At 72.8% G+C, this 24,565-nt stretch carries 25 protein-coding genes and 1 pseudogene; 16 read left to right on the forward strand and 10 right to left on the reverse strand.

The features are described from left to right. Positions 1-4 precede the first annotated feature (4 nt). The 4 genes from AB0F03_RS23385 to AB0F03_RS23400 form a co-directional block, all read right to left on the reverse strand. Positions 5-265 carry a hypothetical protein gene (locus AB0F03_RS23385; protein ID WP_361995166.1) on the reverse strand — a complete coding sequence of 87 codons (261 nt, stop codon included), beginning with the start codon at positions 263-265 and terminating at the stop codon, positions 5-7. Continuing rightward, positions 262-1,125 carry an isocitrate lyase/PEP mutase family protein gene (locus AB0F03_RS23390; protein ID WP_361995168.1) on the reverse strand — a complete coding sequence of 288 codons (864 nt, stop codon included), beginning with the start codon at positions 1,123-1,125 and terminating at the stop codon, positions 262-264. Before AB0F03_RS23390 ends, AB0F03_RS23385 begins: the two co-directional genes overlap by 4 nt. Positions 1,126-1,283: 158 nt before the next feature. Next, positions 1,284-1,940: a ThuA domain-containing protein gene (locus AB0F03_RS23395; RefSeq protein WP_361995170.1), complete on the reverse strand. Its 657-nt coding sequence runs from the start codon at positions 1,938-1,940 to the stop codon at positions 1,284-1,286. Positions 1,941-1,986: 46 nt separating this feature from the next. Continuing rightward, positions 1,987-3,141 carry a YihY/virulence factor BrkB family protein gene (locus tag AB0F03_RS23400; protein ID WP_361995172.1) on the reverse strand — a complete coding sequence of 385 codons (1,155 nt, stop codon included), beginning with the start codon at positions 3,139-3,141 and terminating at the stop codon, positions 1,987-1,989. A 300-nt stretch (positions 3,142-3,441) separates the two neighbouring features. Between AB0F03_RS23400 and AB0F03_RS23405 the strand changes: the two genes are divergently transcribed. From AB0F03_RS23405 to AB0F03_RS23475, 15 genes and pseudogenes are all read left to right on the forward strand, one after another. Continuing rightward, positions 3,442-5,076, forward strand: a complete 1,635-nt coding sequence (locus AB0F03_RS23405) for an acyl-CoA dehydrogenase family protein (RefSeq protein ID WP_361995174.1) — start codon at positions 3,442-3,444, stop codon at positions 5,074-5,076. A gap of 51 nt (positions 5,077-5,127) precedes the next feature. Next, positions 5,128-5,474: pseudogene (locus tag AB0F03_RS23410) on the forward strand (transcriptional regulator); the annotation flags it as partial. Between the two features lie 139 nt (positions 5,475-5,613). Beyond that, positions 5,614-6,948 (forward strand): hypothetical protein, encoded by a 1,335-nt coding sequence (locus AB0F03_RS23415; protein ID WP_361995176.1) that lies wholly within the window; start codon positions 5,614-5,616, stop codon positions 6,946-6,948. Between the two features lie 47 nt (positions 6,949-6,995). Continuing rightward, positions 6,996-7,568 (forward strand): GNAT family N-acetyltransferase, encoded by a 573-nt coding sequence (locus tag AB0F03_RS23420; RefSeq protein WP_361995178.1) that lies wholly within the window; start codon positions 6,996-6,998, stop codon positions 7,566-7,568. 127 nt (positions 7,569-7,695) lie between these two features. Next, positions 7,696-7,779 (forward strand): putative leader peptide, encoded by an 84-nt coding sequence (locus tag AB0F03_RS23425; RefSeq protein ID WP_345942706.1) that lies wholly within the window; start codon positions 7,696-7,698, stop codon positions 7,777-7,779. 125 nt (positions 7,780-7,904) lie between these two features. Beyond that, positions 7,905-9,602, forward strand: a complete 1,698-nt coding sequence (locus tag AB0F03_RS23430) for a nitrite/sulfite reductase (RefSeq protein ID WP_361995180.1) — start codon at positions 7,905-7,907, stop codon at positions 9,600-9,602. Further along, positions 9,599-9,781 (forward strand): hypothetical protein, encoded by a 183-nt coding sequence (locus tag AB0F03_RS23435; protein ID WP_356816929.1) that lies wholly within the window; start codon positions 9,599-9,601, stop codon positions 9,779-9,781. Before AB0F03_RS23430 ends, AB0F03_RS23435 begins: the two co-directional genes overlap by 4 nt. Continuing rightward, positions 9,778-10,488, forward strand: a complete 711-nt coding sequence (locus tag AB0F03_RS23440) for a phosphoadenylyl-sulfate reductase (RefSeq protein WP_361995183.1) — start codon at positions 9,778-9,780, stop codon at positions 10,486-10,488. The genes AB0F03_RS23435 and AB0F03_RS23440 overlap by 4 nt, the downstream gene beginning before the upstream one ends. A gap of 26 nt (positions 10,489-10,514) precedes the next feature. Continuing rightward, entirely contained in the window at positions 10,515-11,051 is a 537-nt protein-coding gene (gene cysC, locus AB0F03_RS23445) for an adenylyl-sulfate kinase (RefSeq protein ID WP_356816933.1), read from the forward strand. After that, a complete protein-coding gene (gene cysD, locus AB0F03_RS23450) occupies positions 11,048-11,983 on the forward strand; it encodes a sulfate adenylyltransferase subunit CysD (RefSeq protein ID WP_361995185.1) in 936 nt (311 codons plus the stop codon). The genes cysC and cysD overlap by 4 nt, the downstream gene beginning before the upstream one ends. A gap of 2 nt (positions 11,984-11,985) precedes the next feature. Beyond that, positions 11,986-13,317: a GTP-binding protein gene (locus AB0F03_RS23455; RefSeq protein WP_361995187.1), complete on the forward strand. Its 1,332-nt coding sequence runs from the start codon at positions 11,986-11,988 to the stop codon at positions 13,315-13,317. A 271-nt stretch (positions 13,318-13,588) separates the two neighbouring features. Continuing rightward, entirely contained in the window at positions 13,589-14,698 is a 1,110-nt protein-coding gene (locus AB0F03_RS23460; protein WP_361995189.1) for an aliphatic sulfonate ABC transporter substrate-binding protein, read from the forward strand. A gap of 36 nt (positions 14,699-14,734) precedes the next feature. Beyond that, on the forward strand, positions 14,735-15,514 hold the full coding sequence (locus tag AB0F03_RS23465; RefSeq protein ID WP_361995191.1) for an ABC transporter ATP-binding protein: 780 nt from the start codon (positions 14,735-14,737) through the stop codon (positions 15,512-15,514). Then, positions 15,501-16,385, forward strand: coding sequence for an ABC transporter permease (locus AB0F03_RS23470; protein ID WP_361995193.1), 885 nt, complete (start codon positions 15,501-15,503; stop codon positions 16,383-16,385). The genes AB0F03_RS23465 and AB0F03_RS23470 overlap by 14 nt, the downstream gene beginning before the upstream one ends. A gap of 6 nt (positions 16,386-16,391) precedes the next feature. Continuing rightward, complete coding sequence (locus AB0F03_RS23475) at positions 16,392-17,132, forward strand: sirohydrochlorin chelatase (RefSeq protein ID WP_361995195.1); 741 nt, start codon at positions 16,392-16,394, stop codon at positions 17,130-17,132. A 63-nt stretch (positions 17,133-17,195) separates the two neighbouring features. Here the strand turns inward: AB0F03_RS23475 and AB0F03_RS23480 are convergent, their stop codons facing one another. The 4 genes from AB0F03_RS23480 to mgt all read right to left on the reverse strand — a co-directional run bounded on the left by AB0F03_RS23480 (position 17,196) and on the right by mgt (position 21,285). Continuing rightward, positions 17,196-17,519, reverse strand: coding sequence for a hypothetical protein (locus AB0F03_RS23480; RefSeq protein WP_361995197.1), 324 nt, complete (start codon positions 17,517-17,519; stop codon positions 17,196-17,198). A gap of 626 nt (positions 17,520-18,145) precedes the next feature. Continuing rightward, on the reverse strand, positions 18,146-18,793 hold the full coding sequence (locus AB0F03_RS23485; RefSeq protein ID WP_361995199.1) for a DsbA family protein: 648 nt from the start codon (positions 18,791-18,793) through the stop codon (positions 18,146-18,148). Between the two features lie 130 nt (positions 18,794-18,923). Beyond that, positions 18,924-19,940, reverse strand: a complete 1,017-nt coding sequence (locus tag AB0F03_RS23490; protein ID WP_361995201.1) for a 2-dehydropantoate 2-reductase N-terminal domain-containing protein — start codon at positions 19,938-19,940, stop codon at positions 18,924-18,926. 133 nt (positions 19,941-20,073) lie between these two features. Next, positions 20,074-21,285, reverse strand: coding sequence for a macrolide-inactivating glycosyltransferase (gene mgt / locus AB0F03_RS23495; RefSeq protein WP_361995203.1), 1,212 nt, complete (start codon positions 21,283-21,285; stop codon positions 20,074-20,076). Between the two features lie 241 nt (positions 21,286-21,526). Here mgt and AB0F03_RS23500 point away from each other — a divergent pair, with 241 nt between their 5' ends. Then, positions 21,527-22,390, forward strand: a complete 864-nt coding sequence (locus AB0F03_RS23500; protein WP_361995205.1) for an aminoglycoside phosphotransferase family protein — start codon at positions 21,527-21,529, stop codon at positions 22,388-22,390. 16 nt (positions 22,391-22,406) lie between these two features. Here AB0F03_RS23500 and AB0F03_RS23505 read toward each other — a convergent pair whose 3' ends face one another. Beyond that, positions 22,407-23,129, reverse strand: coding sequence for a 3'-5' exonuclease (locus tag AB0F03_RS23505; protein WP_361995207.1), 723 nt, complete (start codon positions 23,127-23,129; stop codon positions 22,407-22,409). A gap of 102 nt (positions 23,130-23,231) precedes the next feature. Continuing rightward, positions 23,232-24,470: an SAV2148 family HEPN domain-containing protein gene (locus AB0F03_RS23510; protein ID WP_361995209.1), complete on the reverse strand. Its 1,239-nt coding sequence runs from the start codon at positions 24,468-24,470 to the stop codon at positions 23,232-23,234. Positions 24,471-24,565: the final 95 nt, after the last annotated feature.

The raw sequence follows: 24,565 nt of genomic DNA on the forward strand, positions 1-24,565 counted from the left end.
CGGCTCAGTCCGATGGGTGGGCGCCGGTGCCGAAGAGGGCCTCCACCACGTCCACGGCGCTGCCGTCGTGGTCGCTGCCCGCGGTGCCGCTGCCGGTCTGGAGGTTGGCCGTGCGGTCGACCTCCAGGATCGAGTCGGCGTGGGAGTTGTCGATCACGGTGATCAGGCCCCCGGTCCCGGCGGCGACCACGGTGCCGGGACCGGCGCCGAGGAGTGCGGCGGCGACCGCCGCGATCGCGCCGAGCCGGGGTACGGCACCGGTCACACGCCCACTCCTTCGGGGGTGAGCCGCTCCGGGGCGATGTTGCGTTCCAGCAGGCTGGTGGCGGCCCGAACACCGACGCCGCTCGCGGGGTCCACCTCCGGCAGCCGGCCGTCGGCCGCCTTCAGACCGGAGAGCGCGGAGTCCACGGCCTCGTGCGCGGCGAACAGGCACGGGGTGCTGTAGATGGCCACGTCGACGCCCAGGTCGGACAGTTCACCGAGGGACAGCCGCGGCGACTTGCCGCCGGCGATCTGGTTGAACAGCAGCGGCTTGTCCCCGACGACCTCCCGGATCCGCCGGATCCACGCGACGCTGCGCACCCCGTCCACCAGGACCACGTCCGCGTCGGTGGCCGCCAGCCGCTCGGCACGGTGCAGGATGTCGTGCTCGTCGGTGGCGTCGGTGCGGGCGACGACTACCAGGTCCTTGCGGGTCTCCAGGACCCGGTGCAGCTTCTCCAGATACTCCTCCAGCGGCAGCACCTGCTTGCCGTCGGCGTGGCCGCAGCGGCGGGGCCGCTTCTGGTCCTCGAGGATCACACCGGAGGCGCCGATGCGTTCCAGGCCCTCGACGACGTGACAGGCGACCTCGGGGTCGACGTACCCGTCGTCGATGTCGACCAGCAGGTGATGATGGGGGAACGCGCCCCGCAGCCGCTGGACGAAGGCCACCATGTCGGGCCACGCGATGAAACCGATGTCCGGCAGCCCGTAGTACGAGGCCGCGAAGCCGAAGCCCGAGACGAACATCCCGTCGTAGTGCTTGGCCGCGATCGATGCGGAGTACATGTCATACACGCCGATCAGCGGGGTGGTCCCGGGCCCGGCGATGCGCTCGCGCAGCTTCTTACCGTAAGTCAAGGTCCGGCTCCTTGTGTGGGTGGGTGACGCGGGACGGGGAGGGCCGCCGCGTCTCTACGCCCTTTGCCAAGACAAGAGCATCTCTAGGAACTCACCTGACCTTCCGCCTACACGAGCTTTACTCACCCCGATGGCGGTACGGGTTCACCGCAGAAACGTCACTCGGCGAGCCGCCCCGCCCAGGTGAGCCCGCCGATGAGGTGGGCGAGGAAGACCGGGTCGCCGTAGGCCTCGGCCGTGTGACCGAGCGCCGTGTAGAACATGCGTCCGCCTGCCGGGTCCTGTTCCCGGCACCAGGCCAGCGGATGGTCCGCGCCCATCCCGCCGCCGTCGTACGAGGTCTCGTCGGCGCGCAGCAGCACCCGGGTCCGGCCGCGCGGCGGGTGGTCGAAGTCGTACCACTCGTCGGTGAACTCCCAGACGGGCGGCAGCCGCCGGGTCGCCGGGTGGCGGTGGTCCGCGACGAGGACGCGGCCGGGCTGGCAGGCGGGGTGCCGGGTGAAGCGCGCGCCGAGGAGTCCGCCGAACCACGGCCACCCGTACTCGGTGCAGGCCGCCGCGTGCACCCCGGCGAAGCCGCCGCCCGCCGCGACGTACCCCCGCAGCCGCTCGCGCCCGTCCGGAGTCAGCACATCACCGCTGGTGGAGAGGAAGACGACGGCCGCGAACCCGTCCAGCGGCCGTTCCAGGTCCGCGGGCTCCTCGGTGTGCTCGACCGCGAAAGGGCCGTGGGCCCGGACGGCGGCGACGGCGTACGGGATGGAGTCGTGGCGGTAGTCGGTGGTGCGGGTGCAGAGGAGGAGGCGGGGGGTCATCGGCCCATGGTGCCGCAGGGCTTCCCCGCCCCCGGTGGCCGGACGGTCAGTGGTCCCGGCGCGGGGTGTCGCCGTTGGTCCTGTGGACGTGGTGGGGGTTCTTGGCGTGGGTACGCAGGCGGGCCGTCACGTCCTCCGGGGGGAGGAAGCGGGACCAGCGCTCGGGGAACTCGGAGGGCATGTCGGGGTCGTCCGGGTCGGCGTCCAGGGCCGCCGCGGCGCGGGCGACGTACTCGGCGACCTGCGCCTCCCGCACCCGGTCGTTGGCCTCGCGGGCGGCGGCCGTGGCCGCGGCGGGCCAGACCCGGTCGATGGCCGCGTTCACGGCCGCGCCGACCAGTACGGCGAAGGCGGACACGCCGATCCACAGCAGGACGGCGACGGCGGCGGCCAGGGAGCCGTAGATCGTGGCGCCCTCGATGGTGCTGGTGAGGTAGATGCGCAGCAGGAAACTGCCGAGGACCCACATCGCGAGGGCGACCAGCGCGCCGGGCACGTCCTCGATCCACGGCGAACGGACCGGCACCGACACGTGGTAGAGGGTCGTCAGGAAGACGATGGAGAGGACGATCACGACCGGCCAGTACAGGACCTGCACGACCGTCGCCGACCAGGGCACGATCCGGACCACCGCGTCCGGTCCCGCCACCATCAGCGGCAGCGCCACCGAGCCGATCAGCAGCGCCACGACGAACAGCAGGAAGGCCATGATCCGGGTCTTGACGATGCCGCGGACGCCGTCGAGGCCGTACATGACGGTGATGGTGTCGATGAAGACGTTCACGGCGCGCGAGCCCGACCACAGGGCGAACAGGAACCCTATGGAGATGACGTCGGGCCGGCCGCCCCGCATCACGTCGTGCAGGATCGGCTGGGCGATCTCCTTGACGCCCTTGTCGGACAGCACCGTGCGGGAGGCCTCCAGGAGGTTGTTCTCCAGGCTGTGGATGGTGTCGGCGCCGGTCCAGTCGTCGACGTAGCCGAGCAGCCCGATGAGGCTCAGCAGCAGCGGCGGCACCGACAGCAGCGTGAAGAACGCCGCCTCGGCCGCGAGCCCCAGGATGCGGTACTCCATGCAGGAGTTGACGGTGTCCTTGAGCAACAGCCAGGCGGTCCTGCGCTTGGAGACGTTCCGGTAGAGGGCTCTGGCCCGGTGGAGCCGGCCGGCGGGCCGCTCGGGGGGTTCACTTGCTGGCTGCACGTCCTAACGGTATCCGCCGAGCCGGGCCCGCCTCACCTTTCGGGGGCGGTCACCGGTCCGGCGCACCGGGTTTCCGTTCCCGCGGTCCCGTTTTCCGCTCCGCCGGGCCGGTTCTCCCGCTCCGCCGGGCCGGCCCTCCGGCTCCAGTACGCCGGGCTTCCCGTTCCAGTACGCCGGGCTTCCCGGTCCGGCGCCCCGCGTCTCCGGCCCGGCGCGCCCCCTCTCCGTCGTCGTGCCCGGTTTCCGGCGACGTGCCACGGCGGGGGCCATCACGGCCGCCGTCCCGGGTAGGTTCCCGTCATGGCAGGCACCCCCACGCACACCGTGACGAACCAGCCGCCCCCGCTGGTCGGCTACGACCTCTTCACCGCCGACCGGGCCCTCGCCGAGGCCGTCGGCCGCCACACCGCCCCGGACCTCCTGGACGAGGTGCGCGCCGAGCTGACCGCGCTGGGCCGGGCCGCCGGCTCGGCCCAGCTCCAGGAGTGGGCCGTGCAGGCGAACGAGCAGCCGCCGCGGCTGCGCACGCACGACCGCTACGGTCACCGGATCGACGAGGTCGAGTTCCATCCGGCCTGGCACCGGCTGCTCGGCAAGGGCGTGTCGGCCGGGCTGACCGGTGCCTGGACGCGGCCGGCCGGGCACGTGCGCAGGGCGGCCGGGTTCCTGATCTGGACGCAGGTCGAGGCCGGCACCTGCTGCCCGCTGTCGATGACCCACGCGGCCGTGCCCGCGCTGCGCGCCGACCCCGCGCTGGCCGCCGAGTGGGAGCCGCGGCTGACGTCCACGGTCTACGACCGGGCGCTGCGGGCCCCCGGGGAGAAACCCGGCGCACTGTTCGGCATGGCCTTGACGGAGAAGCAGGGCGGGAGCGACGTCCGCGCGAACACCACGGAGGCCCGGCCCCTCGCGGAGGCGGGGACGTACCTGCTGACGGGGCACACGTGGTTCTGCTCGGCGCCCATGTCGGACGCCTTCCTGGTGCTCGCCGGGGCCCCGGGCGGGCTGACCTGCTTCCTGGTGCCGCGGGTCCTGCCCGACGGCAGCCGCAACGTCTTCCTGATCCAGCGGCTGAAGGACAAGCTGGGCAACCGCGCGAACGCCTCCGCCGAGATCGAGTTCGCCGGTACGTGGGCGCGCCGGGTCGGTGAGGAGGGCAACGGGGTGCGGACCGTGACCGGGATGGTCGCCGCGACCCGGCTGGACTGCGCGGTCGGCTCGGCGGGCCTGATACGGCAGGCGGTCGCGCAGGCCGTGCACCACTGCACCCACCGGGAGGCCTTCGGCGGGAAGCTGGCCGACAAGCCGCTGATGCGCAACGTCCTCGCCGATCTGGCGCTGGAGTCGGAGGCCGCGACCGCACTCGCGCTGCGGCTGGCCGCCGCCTGCGACGACGGCGGCGAGCGGGAGCGTGCCCTTCTGCGGATCGCGGTGCCGGCCGCGAAGTACTGGATCACCAAGCGGTGCGCGCCGGTGGCCGTGGAGGCCGCCGAGTGCCTGGGCGGCAACGGGTACGTCGAGGAGTCCGGCCTGCCCCGGCTGGTGCGCGAGTCACCGCTGAACTCCCTCTGGGAGCGCGCCGGGAACGTGCAGGCGCTGGACGTGCTCAGGGTGCTGAGCCGGGAGCCGGAGGCCCTGGACGCCTGTCTCACCGAGATCGGCCGGGCGCACGGCGCCGATCATCGCCTGGACCGGGCGGTGAAGGACCTGTTCACCGAACTCGCCGATCTGGAGGGCGTGGAGGGGCGGGCGCGGCGGCTGGTGGAGCGGCTGGCGCTGGTGCTCCAGGGTTCGCTGCTGGTGCGGCACGCGCCGCCGGAGGTGGCCGACGCGTTCTGCGCCTCCCGTCTCGGCGGCGATCACGGCGCGTCCTTCGGCACCCTGCCGGCCGGCCTGGACCTGAGGCCGGTGGTGGAACGGGCCCGCCCGGCCTGACCCGGCTGCACGGGCCGCCGCAGCACCGCCGGGGTGCCCACCCCGTTGGTGCGCGATCTGAGTCCCCGGCACGCCGAGTTGCTGTACCTGCCGGCCGGGCACGCGGCGGGCGCGGGGCGGCGGAGCCGGCCGAAGACCTGTTCGGGGACGCCTCCAGGACGGTGACCGTGCGGGCCGAGACATCCAGGATCCGGCGGTGTCCCGGGGAGTTCCTCCGGCATCAGCCGTACCGTTCCCACGCGGATGCGGACGTCGAGGTGCTGCTCCCCGCCGACTCCCGTGACCTGCTCCCCCGGTCCGCCGCTCCGGCAGTGGCCCGGAAACGGAACGCCGTGGAGAACGGCCCGGCCGGCCCGCCCCGTCGGCACGCTCCGCGGGCCCGGACGGTGACCCCGTGAACGCGTCTTCCGTCCATGTGCGCGGTCTTTGCCCTACGGGGCCCGTTCCTGCCGTAGCATCCCGTACGGGCCTCCCCATCTGCTCCTCGCGTCAACGTACGGACCATCAGGCGCAGTTGGCCCGCCTTCTGGAGGAGAGATGAAGCATCGCGGCAGACACCGCCGGCGCAGGCGGGGCGCGGCACTGCGCGGCGTGCTGGCCGGGACCGCACTGGCGCTGACCGCCGCCGCGACCCTGATCAGCGCGTCACAGGCCCAGGTCACCGAGAATCCCGGCGCGCTCAAGCCGTTGACCTCCCCGGCGGACACCGGCCCGCTCCGGCTCCGGGAGCACCTGGTGCCCGCCCGCACCCTGGACCGGCTCGCCGCCGGGATGGGCCGCCCGGTCGGTGTGGACGCCGTCCTGCGCGGCGCCGACCACGCTCTGCGCGAGGCCGGCGACTGCTCCTCCGACGACCGCGCCTCCCTGCCCGTCGCCCCGGCCGCCGCCCGCGCCTACTGCTGGGACCCGGCCGACACCGCCTCCGGCGCCTGGCGGCCGGCCTCGGTGACCACCTCCGGGGACGCCGACGACGACGGCGTCTGGGGCACCCACCGGGTCGTCCTGGCCGGCTGGACCCACCGCACCGGCACCGGCCGCCCCGCCGAACGGGGCCTGGCCCGCGTCGCCTTCGTCGACGCCGACGATCCCGCCCACCTCGCCTACCGCTGGGTGCTGCTGGTCGTGCCGGCGCACGGCGGCCGGGACTACCGGCCGCTGGCCTCCGGGATCTCCGGCATGGTCTGGTACGAGAACAAGCTCCTGGTCACCACCAGGGCGGGCAGCGCCGACGCGCTCTACGTCTACGACCTCGACCGCATCCAGCGCACCACGGTCGACGGGCCCGCGATCGGCCGGGTGCCGGGCGGCTGGTCCGCCGACGGGTACCGCTACGTACTGCCCGCGGTCGGCTCCTACCGGTTCGCCTCCGGCCGCTGTGCCGCCTCCGGACCGCCGTGTCCGGGCGCGCTCGCCCTCGACCGCGGTACGGCGCCCGACAGCCTGGTCGCCGCGGAGTGGACCGCGCCCGGCGGCGACCGGCACACCCGTCTGTGGCGGTACGCGTTCAGCACCGACCCGGCGCGTACGGGGCTGCTCGCCACGGATGCCGCGGGACGCGCGGACCCGGTGGAGGCCTACCGGACCCGGGCGACCGGCGTCCGAGGCGTGCTGTCGTACCGGAAGGCCGGGGCGGACCGCCCGTCCTGGTATGTGGGACGTCTGCCCGGCTCGCAGGACGGACACGGCGGGCTGTGGCGGCAGGACACCGACGGCGCCCAGGGGGCCCGGTGCGGTTCCGACATCTCGCACCGCTGCTGGGCGCGGGACGCGGGCTCCCTCTCCTACTGGCAGGAGACCGGCGAGGTGTGGTCGCTGTCCGACCGGATGCTGTTCGCCCTGCCCCTGGCCGGTCTCGACCGCTCCCTGCACTGACCGGGGCCGATCGACAGACCGGGCGGCGGGATGATTCCCTGACCCGCATGAGCAGCGTCCCTGTCACCACGTGGTCCCTGGAGCAGACCTCCCCGGCCGACCTCCTGCCCGCCGCCGCCCCCGACGGCGAGGTCCGGATCGTCCGCGCCGAGGTGCCCTCCCCCGAGCTCAGCCGGTTCCTGTACGCGTCGGTCGGCGGCGACATCCGCTGGACCGACCGGCTGGGCTGGACGTACGCGCGGTGGCAGGAGTACCTGGGCCGGCCCGGCATGGAGACCTGGGTGGCCTACGACCGGGGCACCCCGGCCGGTTACGTGGAACTGGACCCGCAGGACGGGGGCGTGGTCGAGATCGCCTACTTCGGGCTGCTCCCCGCCTTCCGCGGCCGGCGCATCGGCGGCCATCTGCTGGCGTACGGCACGGCCCGCGCCTGGGACCTGGCCGAGCGGTGGCCGCAGCGGACGCCGACGAAGCGGGTGTGGCTGCACACGTGCAGCAAGGACGGCGAGTTCGCGATGGACAACTACCAGCGGCGGGGCTTCAAGCTGTTCGACACCAAGGTGGAGCTGGAACCGGAAGGTGCGACACCGGGTCCGTGGCCCGGCGCATACCCCGCCTGACCTGCCGGGACAAGACTCCGCGCGACGCATGTGAGCGATGACACCCTCGTCCCACGATCCGGGACAAGGATGTCCGGATGATGGACGAAGCTGGACTGTGTCCAGATCGCCGTGACACGCTTCCGTCATGTCCGGAACTGGAGTTGCCTTGGTGAGTCGGCGGCACGTCGACCTCGGCCGCATGTCCAGCGCCATCTGTCCGGCGAGCTGACCGCTTCAGCACCGCCGACCCCCCTCGCACCGATTCCTGCCGCGCAAGGACGCGCGCGCCTGCCCGCATGCGCACGTACGCGCAGGTCAGAGCCGATTTCCGCCTGTCCCGAAGGACGTAGAACCATGGCCGCCACCCCACAGGACCCCGCCGCCTCCGCGCCCCGCCGCAAGGTGAGCCGTCACCGCGGCGAGGGTCAGTGGGCCATGGGTCACTTCACGCCGCTCAACGGCAACGAGCAGTTCAAGAAGGACGACGACGGTCTCAACGTGCGGACACGCATTGAGACGATCTACTCCAAGCGCGGCTTCGACTCGATCGACCCCAACGACCTGCGCGGCCGGATGCGCTGGTGGGGGCTCTACACCCAGCGCAAGCCCGGGATCGACGGTGGCAAGACCGCGATCCTGGAGCCGGAGGAGCTGGACGACGAGTACTTCATGCTCCGCGTCCGCATCGACGGTGGCGCGCTCACCACGCGGCAGCTGCGGGTGATCGGCGAGGTCTCCCAGGAGTTCGCGCGCGGCACCGCCGACATCACGGACCGGCAGAACGTGCAGTACCACTGGATCCGGATCGAGGACGTGCCCGCGATCTGGGAACGGCTGGAGGGCGTCGGCCTGTCCACCGTCACCGCCTGCGGCGACACCCCGCGCGTGATGATCGCCTCCCCGGTGGCGGGCATCGCCGAGGACGAGATCATCGACGCCACGCCGGCGCTGGAGGAGATGAAGCGCCGCGTCCTGAACAACCCGGCCTACTCGAACCTGCCGCGGAAGTTCAAGACGGCCATCTCGGGCTCGCCGCTGCTGGACGTCGTGCACGAGATCAACGACGTGGCCTTCGTCGGCGTACGGCACCCCGAGCACGGGCCGGGCTTCGACGTGTGGGTGGGCGGCGGCCTGTCGACCAACCCCAAGCTGGGCGTGCGCCTGGGCACCTGGGTGCCGATCGACGAGGTGCCGGACGTCTACGAGAGCGTCATCTCCATCTTCCGTGACTACGGCTACCGCCGGCTGCGCACGCGTGCCCGCCTGAAGTTCCTGGTCGCCGACTGGGGCGCGGAGAAGTTCCGGCAGGTGCTGGAGGACGAGTACCTGCACCGCAAGCTGGCCGACGGCCCCGCTCCCGAGCAGCCCGTGCAGCAGTGGCGCGACCACATCGGCGTGCACCGGCAGCAGGACGGCCGGTTCTACGTCGGGTTCGCCCCGCGCGTCGGCCGGGTGGACGGTGCCACGCTGACGAAGATCGCCGACCTCGCGGAGGCACACGGCTCGGGCCGGGTGCGGACCACGGTCGAGCAGAAGATGATCGTCCTCGATGTCGAGCAGGACCGGGTCGAGTCGCTGGTCGAGGGCCTTGAGGCGCTGGACCTCACCGCCCGGCCGTCCTCCTTCCGGCGCGGCACCATGGCCTGCACCGGCATCGAGTTCTGCAAGCTCGCCATCGTCGAGACCAAGCAGCGCGGCTCCCAGCTGATCGACGAACTGGAGCGCCGGCTGCCGGACTTCGACGAGCCGATCACCATCAACCTCAACGGCTGCCCGAACGCGTGCGCCCGTATCCAGGTCGCGGACATCGGTCTCAAGGGCCAGCTGGTCCTCGACGGCCAGGGGCGGCAGGTCGAGGGCTACCAGGTGCACCTCGGCGGCGCGCTCGGCCTGGAGGCGGGCTTCGGCCGCAAGGTGCGCGGCCTGAAGGTCACCGCGGAGGAACTGCCCGACTACGTCGAGCGGGTGCTGAAGCGGTTCCAGGCGGAGCGCGAGGCCGGCGAGCGGTTCGCGGCCTGGGCGGCGCGAGCGTCCGAGGAGGCACTGTCGTGAGCGAGCGGGCCGCGCCCTTCTACTGCCCCTACTGCGGCGACGAGGACCTGCGTCCGGGCGACGAGGGTCACGGCGCCTGGGAATGCGGGGCGTGCAACCGCGCCTTCCGGCTGAAGTTCCTCGGGCTGCTGGCCCGGGGGCTCCAGCGAGCCGACCACGAAGGGGACGAGCGCATATGACGACGGCTCAGGAAGGCCGTACCGACGAGGAGTCGAAGGCACTCGCCGAGCAGGCGGGCCGGGATCTGGAGGACGCCAGCGCACTGGAGATCCTCCGGTGGGCCGTGGACACCTTCGGAGACGAGTTCTGCGTCACCTCCTCCATGGAGGACGCCGTGGTCGCCCATCTCGCCTCGCGCGTGCTGAAGGGCGTGGACGTCGTCTTCCTCGACACCGGCTACCACTTCCCGGAGACCATCGGCACCCGGGACGCCGTGGAGGCCGTGATGGACGTCAACGTCATCACCCTCACGCCGAGGCAGACGGTCGCCGAGCAGGACGCGGAGTACGGCCCGAAGCTGCACGACCGCGACCCCGACCTGTGCTGCGCCCTGCGCAAGGTGCGCCCCCTCGACGAGGGCCTGAGGAACTACCGGGCGTGGGCGACCGGCCTGCGCCGCGACGAGTCCCCGACGCGGGCGAACACCCCGGTCGTCGGCTGGGACGAGAAGCGGCGCAAGGTCAAGGTCTCGCCGATCGCCCGCTGGACCCAGGACGACGTGGACGCGTACATCGCCGAACACGGCGTGCTCGCCAACCCGTTGCTGACGGACGGCTACACCTCCGTCGGTTGCGCCCCGTGCACCCGCCGGGTCCTGGAGGGCGGGGACGCGCGCGCCGGCCGCTGGGCGGGCAGCGGCAAGACCGAGTGCGGACTGCACGGATGACGAACGACCAGATTCAGGAGACCCACGTGACGACCGGAGCCACCGTCTGGCTCACGGGCCTGCCGAGCGCCGGCAAGACCACCATCGCGTACGAGCTGGCCGGCCGGCTGCGTGCCGGCGGCCGGCGCGTCGAGGTGCTCGACGGCGACGAGATCCGCGAGTTCATCTCGGCGGGCCTCGGCTTCTCCCGGGAGGACCGGCACACCAATGTGCAGCGCATCGGCTTCGTCGCCGAACTGCTCGCCCGCAACGGCGTCACGGCGCTGGTGCCGGTGATCGCGCCGTACGCGGACAGCCGGGACGCGGTGCGCAAGCGGCACGAGGAGAACGGGACGCCGTACCTGGAGATCCATGTGGCGACCCCGGTCGAGGTGTGCAGCGAGCGCGATGTGAAGGGGCTGTACGCCAAGCAGGCCGCGGGCGAGCTGACCGGGCTGACCGGCGTGGACGACCCGTACGAGGAGCCGGTCGGACCCGACCTGCGGATCGAGTCGCAGCACCAGACGGTGCAGGAGTCCGCGGCGTCGGTGTACGCGCTGCTGAGCGAGAGGGGATGGGCATGACCGCGGTCGTCACGGTGGAAGAGGGCACGCACAGCCCGTACGCCCTGTCGCATCTGGACGCCCTCGAGTCCGAGGCCGTGCACATCTTCCGCGAGGTGGCGGGCGAGTTCGAGAATCCGGTGATCCTGTTCTCCGGCGGCAAGGACTCCATCGTCATGCTCCACCTGGCGCTGAAGGCGTTCGCCCCGGCCCCGGTCCCGTTCTCCCTGCTCCATGTGGACACCGGACACAACTTCCCGGAGGTTCTCGAGTACCGGGACCGTGTGGTCGCCGCACATGGGCTGCGCCTCCATGTGGCCTCCGTCCAGGAGTACATCGACCGCGGTGTGCTCAAGGAACGGCCCGACGGCACCCGCAACCCGCTCCAGACCCTTCCCCTCACCGAGAAGATCCAGAGCGAGCGGTTCGACGCCGTGTTCGGCGGCGGACGCCGGGACGAGGAGAAGGCCCGTGCCAAGGAGCGCGTCTTCTCCCTGCGCGACGAGTTCTCCCAGTGGGACCCCCGCCGCCAGCGCCCCGAGCTGTGGAACCTGTACAACGGCCGGCACGCCCCCGGCGAGCACGTCCGGGTGTTCCCGCTGTCGAACTGGACCGAGCTGGACGTCTGGCAGTACATCGCCCGGGAGGGCATCGAGCTGCCGCAGATCTACTTCGCGCACGAGCGCGAGGTGTTCCGGCGCGCCGGCATGTGGCTGACGGCCGGCGAGTGGGGCGGCCCAAAGGACGCCGAGACCGTCGAGCTGCGGCAGGTGCGCTACCGCACCGTCGGTGACATGTCGTGCACCGGCGCCGTCGACTCCGACGCCACCACGCTCGAAGCCGTGATCACCGAGATCGCCGCCTCCCGGCTCACCGAGCGGGGCGCGACCCGCGCCGACGACAAGATGTCCGAGGCCGCGATGGAAGACCGCAAGCGCGAGGGATACTTCTGACGATGAGCACGACCACGACCGAGGTCCTCCGCGAGACCACCCTGCTGCGGTTCGCCACGGCCGGTTCCGTGGACGACGGCAAGTCCACGCTCGTCGGGCGGCTGCTGCACGACTCCAAGTCGGTCCTCACCGACCAGCTGGAGGCCGTGGAGCGCGTCTCCGCGAGCCGCGGCCAGGAGGGCCCGGACCTGGCGCTGCTCACCGACGGCCTGCGCGCCGAGCGGGAGCAGGGCATCACCATCGACGTCGCCTACCGCTACTTCGCGACCCCGCGCCGCCGGTTCATCCTGGCCGACACGCCGGGCCACGTGCAGTACACCCGCAACATGGTCACGGGCGCCTCCACCGCCGAGCTGACGGTGGTCCTGGTCGACGCCCGCAACGGCGTGGTCGAACAGACCCGCCGGCACGCGGCCATCGCCGCCCTGCTCCGGGTCCCGCACGTCGTCCTGGCCGTGAACAAGATGGACCTCGTCGGGTACGCGGAACCGGTGTTCGCCGCGATCGCCGAGGAGTTCACGGCGTACGCGATCGAGCTGGGCGTCCCCGAGGTCACCACCATCCCGATCTCGGCGCTCGCCGGGGACAACGTGGTGGAGCCGTCCGCGAACATGGACTGGTACGGCGGTCCCACCGTGCTGGAGCACCTGGAGACCGTGCCGGTCAGCCACGACCTGGCACACTGCCACGCGCGGCTGCCCGTGCAGTACGTGATCCGGCCGCAGTCCGCCGAGCACCCGGACTACCGGGGGTACGCGGGCCAGATCGCGGCCGGCACGTTCCGGGTCGGCGAGGCCGTCACGGTCCTGCCGTCCGGCCGGACCACGCGGATCGCCGGGATCGACCTGCTGGGCGAGCCGGTCGACGCGGCCTGGACGACGCAGTCGGTGACGGTCCTGCTGGAGGACGACATCGACGTCTCGCGCGGCGACCTGATCGTCCCGACCGAGGACGCCCCGGCCACCACGCAGGACGTGGAGGCGACCGTCTGCCATGTCGCCGACGCCCCACTGACCGTCGGCCACCGGGTACTGCTCAAGCACGGCACCCGCACGGTCAAGGCGGTCGTGAAGGACATCCCGTCCCGGCTCACCCTCGACGACCTGTCCCTGCACCCGCACCCGGGACAGCTCGTCGCCAACGACATCGGCCGGGTGAAGATCCGTACAGCCGAGCCGCTGCCGCTGGACTCCTACGCCGACTCGCGCCGCACGGGCTCCTTCATCCTGATCGACCCCGCCGACGGCACCACGCTCACCGCGGGCATGGTCGGCGAGTCGTTCGCGTCCCCCGAACCGGTCAAGGACGAGACCGACGACGGGTGGGACTTCTGACCATGACGACGACCGATTTCTATGCGACGTTCGCGAAGGAGGGCGGCCGCGTCGGCAGCGGCGCCCTCGGCAGCGGACAGGGCGGGGTAGCCCGATGTGTGTGATGACGTACGCGCACCGCCTGCGCGCCCCGTCCCCCCACCCTCCCGCACATGCTCGACTTCGCTCGCAGGCGGGGGGACCCCCGCCCCGGAAGCGAAGACCGAACGCCGATCTCCCGGCCACGATCTGAGAGACCGTGACCGCCGGGCCAACGAGAGGAACGCCTCCCGTGCCTGTCAACCGCTCCACCCTCCTCCGCCGCGGCATAGCCGCCTTCGCCGCTCTCCCCCTGCTCACCCTGGCCGCCTGCGGCTACGGGTCCGAGTCCAAGAACGACACCACCACCAAGGTCGCCGCCGGGGCGAAGAAGACCGACGGGCTCGACTCCGTCAAGATCGGCTACTTCGGCAACCTGACCCACGCGACCGCCCTGGTCGGCATGCAGAAGGGCTTCTTCCAGAAGGCGCTGGGCGCCACCGCGGTCAAGCCCGCGATCTTCAACGCCGGCCCGTCCGAGATCGAGGCCCTCAACTCCGGCTCCATCGACATCGGCTGGATCGGCCCCTCCCCGGCGATCAACGGCTACACCAAGTCCGGCGGACAGAGCCTGAAGATCGTCGGCGGTTCGGCGTCCGGCGGGGTGAAGCTGGTCGTCGACCCGAAGAAGATCAAGTCCCTGAAGGACGTCAGGGGCAAGCGGATCGCCACGCCGCAGCTGGGCAACACGCAGGACGTGGCGTTCCTGAACTGGGCCGCGGACCAGGGCTGGAAGGTCGACGCGCAGAGCGGCAAGGGTGACGTCACGGTCGTCCGCACCGACAACAAGGTGACGCCGGACGCCTACAGGTCCGGCTCCATCGACGGCGCCTGGGTGCCGGAACCGACCGCGTCCAAGCTGGTCGCCGAGGGCGGCAAGGTGCTGCTGGACGAGTCGGCGCTGTGGCCCGACAAGAAGTTCGTGATCACGAACATCATCGTGTCGCAGAAGTTCCTCAAGGCGCACCCGAAGGCCGTCGAGGCGGTCCTGAAGGCCTCCGTCGAGACCAACAAGTGGATCAACGCCAACCCGGACGAGGCGAAGGCCGCGGCGAACAAGCAGCTGGAGACGGACTCCGGCAAGGCGCTCCCGGCCGCGGTCCTGGACCCGGCGTGGAAGTCCATCCAGATCACGGACGACCCGCTGGCCGCGACCCTGCACACCGAGGCGGAGCACGCGGTCCGGGCCGGTCTGCTGGAGAAGCCGGACCTCAAGGGCATCTACGACCTGACGATCCTCAACAAGGTCCTCAAGGCCGCGGGCGGGAGCCCGGTCGACGCCGCCGGTCTCGGCGCCAGCTGACGCCGGTCCCCGATGACTTCCCAGGAGGTGACGACCATGGCCACGACCCTCACCAAGGCCGACCAGGCGGTCGAGTACGCGGCACGCCTCGAGCACGTCTCGAAGTCCTTCGCGACACCGGGCGGGCAGCAGCTCGTCCTGGACGACATCAGCATCGATGTCGCGCCGGGCGAGTTCGTCACCCTCCTGGGGGCCTCGGGCTGCGGCAAGTCCACGCTGCTGAACCTGGTGGCCGGTCTCGACCGGCCGTCCGCCGGAGCCATCCGCACGGACGGCCGGCCGGCCCTGATGTTCCAGGAACACGCCCTCTTCCCGTGGCTGACCGCGGGGAAGAACATAGAACTCGCCCTGAAACTGAGGGGGGTTCCCAAGCCCGAACGCCGTCCCAAGGCCGAGGAACTGCTCGAACTGGTCCGGCTGAAGGGCGCGTACGGCAAACGCGTGCACGAGCTGTCCGGTGGAATGCGCCAGCGCGTCGCGCTGGCCCGCGCGCTGGCGCAGGAGAGCGGTCTGCTGCTGATGGACGAGCCGTTCGCGGCTCTCGACGCCATCACCCGGGACGTGCTGCACGACGAACTGACCCGCATCTGGCAGGAGACGGGCCTGTCCGTGCTGTTCGTGACGCACAACGTGCGCGAGGCGGTCCGGCTCGCCCAGCGGGTCGTCCTGCTGTCCTCCCGCCCGGGCCGGGTGGCCCGCGAGTGGAGGGTCGACATTCCGCAGCCGCGCCGCATCGAGGACGCGCCCGTGGCGGAACTGTCTCTCGAGATCACCGAAGTTCTGCGTGGGGAGATCCGCCGCCATGGCCAGCACTGAGACGACACCGGTCAAGGACGCCGGGAGCGTCGAGGCCGGCCTCGACGCCCTGGAGACCTCCGCCACCAGCCGCCCCTCCCTGCGGCGGACCCTCGTCGACAAGGTCCTGCCGCCGGTCAGCGCGATCATCGTGGTCCTGCTGGTCTGGCAGGGTCTGATCACCCTGGGGATCGCCGACGATCCGACCAAGCTGCCGTCCCCCTCGGCGGTCTGGCACGCGGTCCAGAACGACTGGTTGCAGGGCAAGCTGCTCGACTACATCTGGACCAGCGTCTCCCGCGGCCTGCTCGGCTTCTTCTTCGCCCTGCTGATCGGGACCCCGCTGGGACTCGTCGTCGCGCGCGTCAAGTTCGTGCGCGCCGCCATCGGCCCGATCCTGTCCGGTCTCCAGTCGCTGCCGTCGGTGGCGTGGGTGCCCCCGGCCCTGATCTGGCTGGGCCTGAACAACAAGATGATGTACGCGGTCATCCTGCTCGGCGCGGTCCCGTCCATCGCCAACGGCCTGGTGTCCGGCGTCGACCAGGTGCCGCCGCTGTTCCTGCGGGCGGGGCGGACGATGGGCGCGACCGGGCTGAAGGGCGTCTGGCACATCACCCTGCCCGCGGCACTGCCCGGCTACGTGGCGGGCCTGAAGCAGGGCTGGGCCTTCTCCTGGCGCTCGCTGATGGCCGCGGAGATCATCGCCTCCTTCCCCGACCTGGGCGTGGGCCTCGGCCAGCTGCTGGAGAACGCGCGCACCGCCAGCGACATGGCCATGGTGTTCGAGGCGATCCTGCTCATCCTGTTCGTCGGTATCGCGATCGACCTGCTGATCTTCAGTCCGCTGGAGCGGTGGGTGCTGCGCAGCCGCGGTCTGCTGGTGAAGAGCTGACGTCCCGTGCGCAGTGAGCCGGTCCTCCTCGTCATCGCCCACGGCAGCCGCGATCCGCGGCACGCCGCGACCGTGCACGCCCTCGTGGAGCGGGTACGGTCGCTGCGGCCGGGCCTGCGCGTGGAGACCGGCTTCCTCGACTTCAACGTGCCGTCCGCTCCCGGGGTGCTGGAGTCGCTGGCGGCGGAGGGGGTGCGGGACGTGGTGGCGCTGCCGCTGCTGCTCACCCGGGCCTTCCACGCCAAGGCCGACATCCCCGCGGTGCTGCGGGACGCGCCGGCGCGGCTGCGGATCCGGCAGGCGGACGTGCTCGGCCCGTCCCCGCTGCTGCTGTCCGCGCTGGAACGGCGGCTGTACGAGGCGGGGCTGACGCCCGCCGACAAGGCCTCGACCGGGGTCGTGCTGGCCTCGGCGGGGTCCTCCGACCCGGAGGCGATCGCGGTGATCGCCTCCCTCGCGCGGGACTGGTGGCGCACCGGCTGGTGCGCCGTGATGCCCGCGTTCGCCTCCGCGTCCCTGCCACGCACCGAGGACGCCGTACGGGACCTGCGGGCCCTCGGCTCCGCACGGGTCGCCGTCGCGCCGTACGTCCTGGCCCCCGGCTTCCTGCCGGACCGCATCGCCCGCGGCGCGGCCGGTGCGGACGTACTGGCCGATGTGCTCGGTGCGGCGCCGGAGGTGGCGCGGGTGCTGCTGGCACGGTACGACGCGGCCCGCCGCCCGGCCGTGGCGGCGCTCGGCGCGTGACGGCCGGCGCGGCGAGCGGGGTACCCGACGCCCGGGGCCCCGTGGCGGCGGGACCCCGGGCGCTCACAGACCGAGGGCGTCGGTCAGCTGCTGGGTGAAGGTGAGGCTGGCGGTGCCGGCCGCCGCGCCGATGGCGACGTTCTCCAGGGCGGTGCGGATCCGGCCCCGGTTGGGCGGCAGACCGTCCTCCGCGGACTGTGCCAGTTCCCGCTGGACGACCTCGCCGTTGCTCACCAGCTGCGGGTACTCGGCGCGCAGCGCCTCGGTGAACCGGTCGGCGACATCCATGAGCGGGGGCAGGTCCGGGGTGACGTAGGGGGTGCGGGTCCGGCCGCGGTCATCGAGGTCGGCCGGGCCGTGGTCGGGTCCGAAGTGGTAGGTGCTCATGTCCTGTCCTCGCTTCTGGGGCGGCGGCTCGGGTCCGGGCCGCAGGAGCCGTCGGATGGCTGGGGATCGCGACTTCGGTGCGCCGCCCGTCCGGGAGGACCGTCCCCTGCGCGGCTGAAGGTGCCGGGACGGCCGACGTCACCGATGCCGCGGGTCCGCGGGTGGCCGGGAACGTCCCGCGCGACCGCGGGGCGCCGAGAGGGCCGAAAACAGCCACCCGTCCGGGTGACAGGTGCGTGTTGACCGGCCCCCGGAAGCCGGCACGGCGGTGACCGGAGGCGCCGCCGCGAGCGGCCACGCGCGCGTCCCGGGCGCCGGACGGCGCCGGGCACACCGGCTCGCGGGCGGGGCTCCGCCCCTGCGTGTCGCCTGGTGGTGCGTCCGTCACCGTCATCCGTCCCCTCCACGCGTTTCACCCTAGGGACGGTGCGCGGGGACTGTCGCGAGGTTCGGTGAGCCGGCCCGCCCTCAGGCGGATGTGTGCTATCGGCCGCCGCGGTCCGGCGTTCCCCTGTGACGTCGGACCGCGGTGGCTCTTTGTTCTGCGTCGGGCCCGGCGTCCGCGTCACAGGGCTGCCGGAGCCGACGCGCGTCAGGGGCGGTTATCGGCCAACTCGCCCTGCGGGTCAGTCGAAGCGGAGGGCGCCGGTACGGGTGCGCTTCAGTTCGAAGAGGTCGGGATGCCGGGCCAGTACCCGGAAGCTGTCGAAGAGTTCGGCCGCTTCGGCACCGCGGGGAACGGCGCGCAGCACGGGCCCGAACCACACCGTGCCGTCGAGGTGGAGGGTGGGGGTGCCGACGTAGCCGCCGGTCTCCGCTTCGGCACCGGCCGTGTGGCTGCGGCGGACCGCCTCGTCGTACGACGGGTCGTGGGCGGCGGCCGACAGCTCGGCGGGGAGCCCGAGTTCGGCCAGTGACTCCTCGATCACCTTGTCGAAGTCCTTGCCGCCCTGTGCGTGGATGCGGGTCCCGAACGCGGTGTACAGGTCGCGCAGCACCGTCTCGCCGTGGCGCTCGGCGGCGGCCACCGCGACCCGCACCGGGCCGATCGAGCGGTCCACCAGGTCCCGGTACCAGTCGGGGAGTTCGTTGCCGGTGTTGTGCAGGTACAGGCTCATCACCCGGAACCGGAGGTCGACCGGGCGCAGCCGCTCGACCTCCAGGAGCCAGCGGGAGGTGATCCAGGCGAAGGGGCAGGCCGGGTCGAAGAAGAAGTCGATCCGGGTGGGGGAGGTGGTGGCGTCGGGAGCGGTTCCGGTGCTGCTGTGCGTCATACCGCCGACGCTAGAGGGCCGTTGGGCCGAAGTCCCGGCCCAATCGACGCCCCTTTCCCTGGTCCACTCGACTCCCACAGGACGCCTCCCCGCCGCCCGCCCCGACGCGTCTCGGGCGGGGCGGCAGGCGTCAACTGCCCTGCTGTGCCGCCTCGTCGGCCAGCCGGACCAGTTCGGTGACCGGCAGGGACCCGGCCGGCCGGCGTTCGCGCGCGAACCGGTTCGCGAGGCGTTGCAGCAGGGCGTTCAGCGGCGTCGGCACGCCGTGCAGCCGGCCCAGCAGGACGATCTCGCCGTTGAGGTGGTCCGCCTCGATGGTGCCGGTGCCCCGGGCCAGGGACTGCCAGGAGGAACCGCCGCCGCGCGGGGCGCCGTCCAGCGGGACGAGGGTGACCTTGTCGCCGCGTGCCGCGCGCTGTTCCTCCGCGCTGGCGTACCCGATCCCGGCGGCGTCGAGCACGGCCTCGCCCTCGGCCCGCACGCGCGCGTAGAGGCCCTCGGCGTCCTCGCCGGTCACGGGCCCGCTGAGCGCTTCCAGGGCGTTGCCGAGGTTGGCGAGCAGTTTGGCGTACTGCCAGCGGGCCACGTCGGGCACGACCGGCGCCTCGAACCGGGCGTCCGCCAGGTCGGCGGCGATCCGCCGGGCGGTGTCATCGGTGCCGTGCGGGACGCGGCCGAGGTGGAGGATGCCGGTCAGCGGGGTGCCGGCGGCGGAGACGACACCGGGTTCCACGAACGTCGAGGGCAGCCAGACGCAGACGCCGTGGACGTGCTGGAAGCGGCGCAGCGCCAGCCGTCCGCCTTCGACGCCGTTCTGGAGGCAGACCAGCGGCAGCCGTTCGGCCGCCGTGCCGCCCCCGGCGACGGGTACGTCTGCCCAGGCGTCCAGGGCGGCCACGGTGTCCTGCGTCTTGACGGCGAGGACGAGGACGTCGTCGGCGCGCAGCTCGCCGAGCGGGCCCGGCCCGTCGACGGCGGGCAGCCGGTAGGTCGACTCGCCTTCGGGGACGCGCAGTCGCAGTCCGTGGGCGCGCAGGGCCGCCAGGTGCCGGCCGCGGGCGACGAGGACGACCTCGCGCCCGGCCTGGGCCAGCCGCCCGCCGACGGTGCCGCCGACGGCTCCCGCTCCGATGATGAGGTAGCGCATGCCGCAGAGCCTGGCACACGCGCCGTCGCACCCCGCCGTGCGGGTGGCCCGACCGGCATGCCACGCCTCACCCTTGCCGGCCGCCGGCGGGGTGGGCGGAGGGGAGGCGTCACGCACCCCTGACGGACGTGCGTCACGGGCGGCGGCCCGGGAGTTCGGCCTCGATGAGGTCCGCCGCCCGCCGGGTGCCGCCCTCCCGGGCCGTCTCCGCCCGGATCTCGTCCAGCCGGCGGGCGACCTCCGGATCGTCCACGAGGGCGAGCGCGGCCTCGCGGAGCCGCTCGGCGGTGGCCCGCTCGGCCGGCAGGTGCCGCGCGACGCCGAGGCCCTGGAGCATGTCGGCGTTGCCGAACTGGTCGACGGCCTGCGGTACGGCGATCATCGGCGTGGCGGTGACCAGGCCCTCCTGGCTGCCGCCGGCGCCCGCATGGGTGACGAACAGGTCGGCCTGCCGCAGGATCGCCAGCTGGGGCACCCAGCTGTGGACCTCCACATCGGCCGGTACGTCGCCCAGCTCGGCGCGGGTCACGTGCGGGCCGGTCTGGAGGACGAGGTGCCAGCCGGGCAGGTCGGCGAAGGCGCGCACGCACGCGCGGTAGAACGCGGGCTGCTTGGTGAACGCCGAGCCGAGGGAGACGAGCACGACCTTCTCCGCGCCGGCGGGCCGCTGCCAGTCGTCCTGGCCGGCGAGGTCGCCCTGGCAGGCGCCGACGAACGTGTGGACGCTTTCGTCGACCCGGTCGGCGTGCGGCTGGAGCGCCTTCGGGATGAGCACCAGGGAGCGTGCCGGGCGGCCGACGAAGAAGTCCGGGTGCCGGGTGATGCCGTTCTCGGCCAGCCACGCCTCGAACCGGGCGTAGTACGCCTGTCCGCGCTCGGTCCGCCGCGGTTCGCGCCACATCGGCTCGGCGACCTCCTCCTCGTAACCCTCCCAGGCGACGAGGTTCGGGGAGAGCGAGATCGCGGGGACGCCCCAGCGGTGGGCGAGGACGCGGGCCGGGTAGGAGGCGATGTCGTGCAGGACGAGGTCGGGCGTGTCACCGGCGTAGGCGGCGGTGAGCTGCGGGAGCGCCTGGACGGCGTCGTCCAGGAAGGGTTCCACGTTGTCCAGCAGGGTGCTGCCCCACGCGTCGGGGTCGGCGTCGGGGCCGGGCAGGATGGAGGTGTAGGGCACGGGCTCGGCGCCGGTGGCGGCCACCTTGTCGGCGAGGACCGGTGGGATGGCGTACGTGACCCGGTGGCCGCGGGCGACGAGTTCGCGGACGACCTCCAGGCTGGGGTTCACATGGCCGTGCGCGGCGATGGAGAACATGGCGATGTGGGCGGGTGCGGTCACTGGTGTCATGCCGAGGACCCTATGCGAGACGAAACGTCTCGTCTAACAGGTTTTCCGTGTTCGCTGCTTCCGGCGCTCCCGCGCCCGCTCGGACCGGCGTGCTCGTGTGCGTCGAGGCCCGACACCTCGTCAGAAGGACCGCGCCCACGTGCCCACCTGGCCGAATGGGAGACTGGCCGGGTACGGGCCCCCCGTCCGGCACACGCGGTGGGCCCATGGACCGCGCGGAAGACAGCACGGAGGCACGACGATGGACGAGGCACGGGCACGGGACGTACTGGCCCGGGCGGGAGTGCTGCCGGGCCCGGCCCGGGACGCGCGGCTCCTGGCCCTCGGCGAGAACGCGGTGTTCGCCGCCGGCGGCCTGGTGGTGAAGGTGGGCCGCGACGCCGAACTGCTGGAGCGGGCCGGGCGCGAGCTGGCCGTCGCCGGCTGGCTGGCCGGGGCGGGCGTCCCGGCCGTGCGGGCGGCCGAGCCCGAGCCGCTGCTGGTGGACGGCCATCCGGTGACCGTGTGGCACCGGATGGCGGATGCCGTGCGGCCCGCCGAACCGCGGGACCTGGCCGGGCTGCTGCGGATCGTGCACGCCCTCCCCTCGCCCCCCTTCGCCCTGCCGCCCCGCGATCTGCTGGGCGGTGTGGAGCGCTGGCTGCGGCTCGCCGGCGACGCGATCGACCCCGAGGACGCCGCCTGGCTGCGTGCGCGCCGTGACGGCTTCGCGGCCCGGGCGGCGGCGCTGACCCCGCGGCTGACCCCGGGCCCGGTCCACGGTGACGCGCTGCCCCGCAACGTGCACATCGGGCCGGACGGTCCGGTCCTGGTCGACCTGGAGACCTTCTCGGCCGATCTGCGCGAGCACGACCTGGTGGTCATGGCCCTCTCCCGCGACCGGTACGGACTGCCCGCCGAGGCCTACGACTCCTTCACCTCGGCGTACGGCTGGGACGTGCGGGAGTGGGAGGGCTGCGCGGTGCTGCGGGGCGCCCGGGAGACGGCCAGCTGCGCCTGGGTGGCCCAGCACGCGCCGGGCAACCCGAAGGCGCTGGCCGAGTTCCGGCGCCGGGTGGCCTCCCTGCGCGACGGCGACGAGACGGTGCGCTGGTATCCGTTCTGAGCCGGCAACCGCCCGCTCAGACCCGCTCGTCCACCGGCTCCCGCAGCGGCCACACCCCGTCCACCACGGCCCCCGCGTCCCCCTTGCGGCGCAGGAACGCCTGGAAGTCCGCCGCCCAGGCCGCGTACCACTCGATCTGACGGTGGTGCAGTTCGGCCGGGCCGAGGTCGGCGATCTTCGGGTGGCGGGCGGCTATCGCGGCGGCGAGGCGGGCCGCGGCCAGGGCGTCGGCGGAGGCGTCGTGCGCGGCGCCGAGGACTATGCCGTACTCGGCGCAGACCGCTTCCAGGTTCCGCTTGCCGCGGCGGTAGCGGTCGACCCGGCGGTCGATGGTGTAGGGGTCGATGACCGGGGCGGGCCGCATGCCGCCCAGCCGGTCGGAGAGGGACGGCAGGCCGTACCGGCGCAGTTCCGCCGAGAGCAGGCTGAGGTCGAAGGCCGCGTTGTAGGCGACGACCGGGACGCCCGCCGTCCAGTAGGACACCAGGGCGTCCGCGACGGCGTCGGCGACCAGGTCGGCCGGGCGCCCCTCGGCCGTCGCGCGTTCGTTGGTGATGCCGTGCACGGCGACCGCGTCGGCCGGGATCTCCACGCCCGGATCGGCCAGCCACTCCCGGTGCCCCATGGGCTCGCCGGCCCGCACCTCGATCACGGCAGCCGTGACGATGCGCGCCTCGCGCGGATCGGTCCCGGTCGTCTCCAGGTCGAAGCCGATCAGCAGCTCCTGGTGCCAGCCCATGGGCGGCCCCCCTTCTTGGTGGTGCTTTCCCCCAGTGGCTTTCACCCTCGCACGCGCCACTGACAATCGGGGGACCGCGTTCCGCTCGGCCGCGCGGACCGTTCAGGACACGGGGCGCGAATCCGCCCAGGCCAGCTCGAACTCCTCGCGGTATGTCGGGAAGAGCCCGGCTTCTCCCGACCGGTCCGGTCTGACCACCCGGCTGCCGTTGCGCAGCACCAGCACCGGCGACTCCATGCCCCGCGCCCCGCGCAGATAGGACTGCACCACGGCCACGCCGTCGGCGCCGTCGCCGTCCACCAGGTACGCGGTGAAGCGGGGCGTCTCGTCGTACACCTGGATCTCGAAGGCGCCCGGGTCGCGCAGCCTCGACCGCACCCGGCGCATGTGCAGGATGTTCATCTCCACGGAGCGGCCCAGTTCACCCCGTTTCATCCCCAGTTCGCGTTCGCGGCGTTTGACCGAGCTGGAGGCCGGATTGAGGAAGAGCAGCCGCACCCGGCAGCCGGACTCCGCGAGCCGGAGCAGGCGCCGCCCGGAGAAGTTCTGCACCAGCAGGTTGAGCCCGATGCCGATGGCGTCGAGCCGGCGGGCGCCGTCGAAGATGTCCTCGGCCGGGAACTGGCGCAGCAGCCGCACCCGGTCGGAGTGGACGGCGACGACGTCGGCGTACCGGTCGCCGACCAGGTCCTCGACCGCGTCGACGGGCAGTCGGCGCGCCGAGGGGACGTCCCCGCCCGCGCCGAGCATCTCCAGCAGCCGCGCCGAGGCCCGCTCCGCCTGGCCGAGGACCGCCTCCGACAGGGCCCGGTTGCGGGAGACGACGTTGCGGGTCACCTCCAGCTCGTCCAGGGCGAGTTCGAGGTCTCGGCGTTCGTCGAAGTAGGGCTCGAAGCACGGCCAGTGCTGCACCACCAGCTCGCGCAGCTGCGGCAGTGTGAGGAAGCTGAGCACGTTGTCGTCGGCCGGGTCGAGCAGATAGCCCTTGCGACGGCTGACCTCGCGTACGGCGACCGCGCGCTGCACCCATTCCTGCCCGGCCGGGCCGGCCGCGGCGACCACCCACTCGTCGCCGTGGACGGGTTCGTAGACGGGCCGCAGCACGGCGGCCACGACCGTGCGCAGCCGTTGTTCGACGAGGTTCAGCCAGATGTAGGCCCGGCCGGCCCGCTGCGCGCGGGTGTGCACCTCGCGCCAGGCGTCGGCGTCCCAGTCCAGCTCCGGCCCGATGGATCCCGCGTCCATCGGCCGGGCCAGGGACACCGCGCCGGGCGGGACGTCTGCGGAGTTCCCCTCGTGACCCTCGTCACCAGAAGGCAGCTCCAGCCCTCCCGAGCCCACCCGCGCACCGCCTTCCGCTCCCCCGGGCCTTTCCCGTCTCAACGATCAAGGAAGGGTACTCCGCGAGGGGTCGGCGGTGCAGCCGGACGGTCAGG

The sequence above is a fragment of the Streptomyces sp. NPDC028722 genome, assembly GCF_040637655.1.
GTDB lineage: Bacteria > Actinomycetota > Actinomycetes > Streptomycetales > Streptomycetaceae > Streptomyces.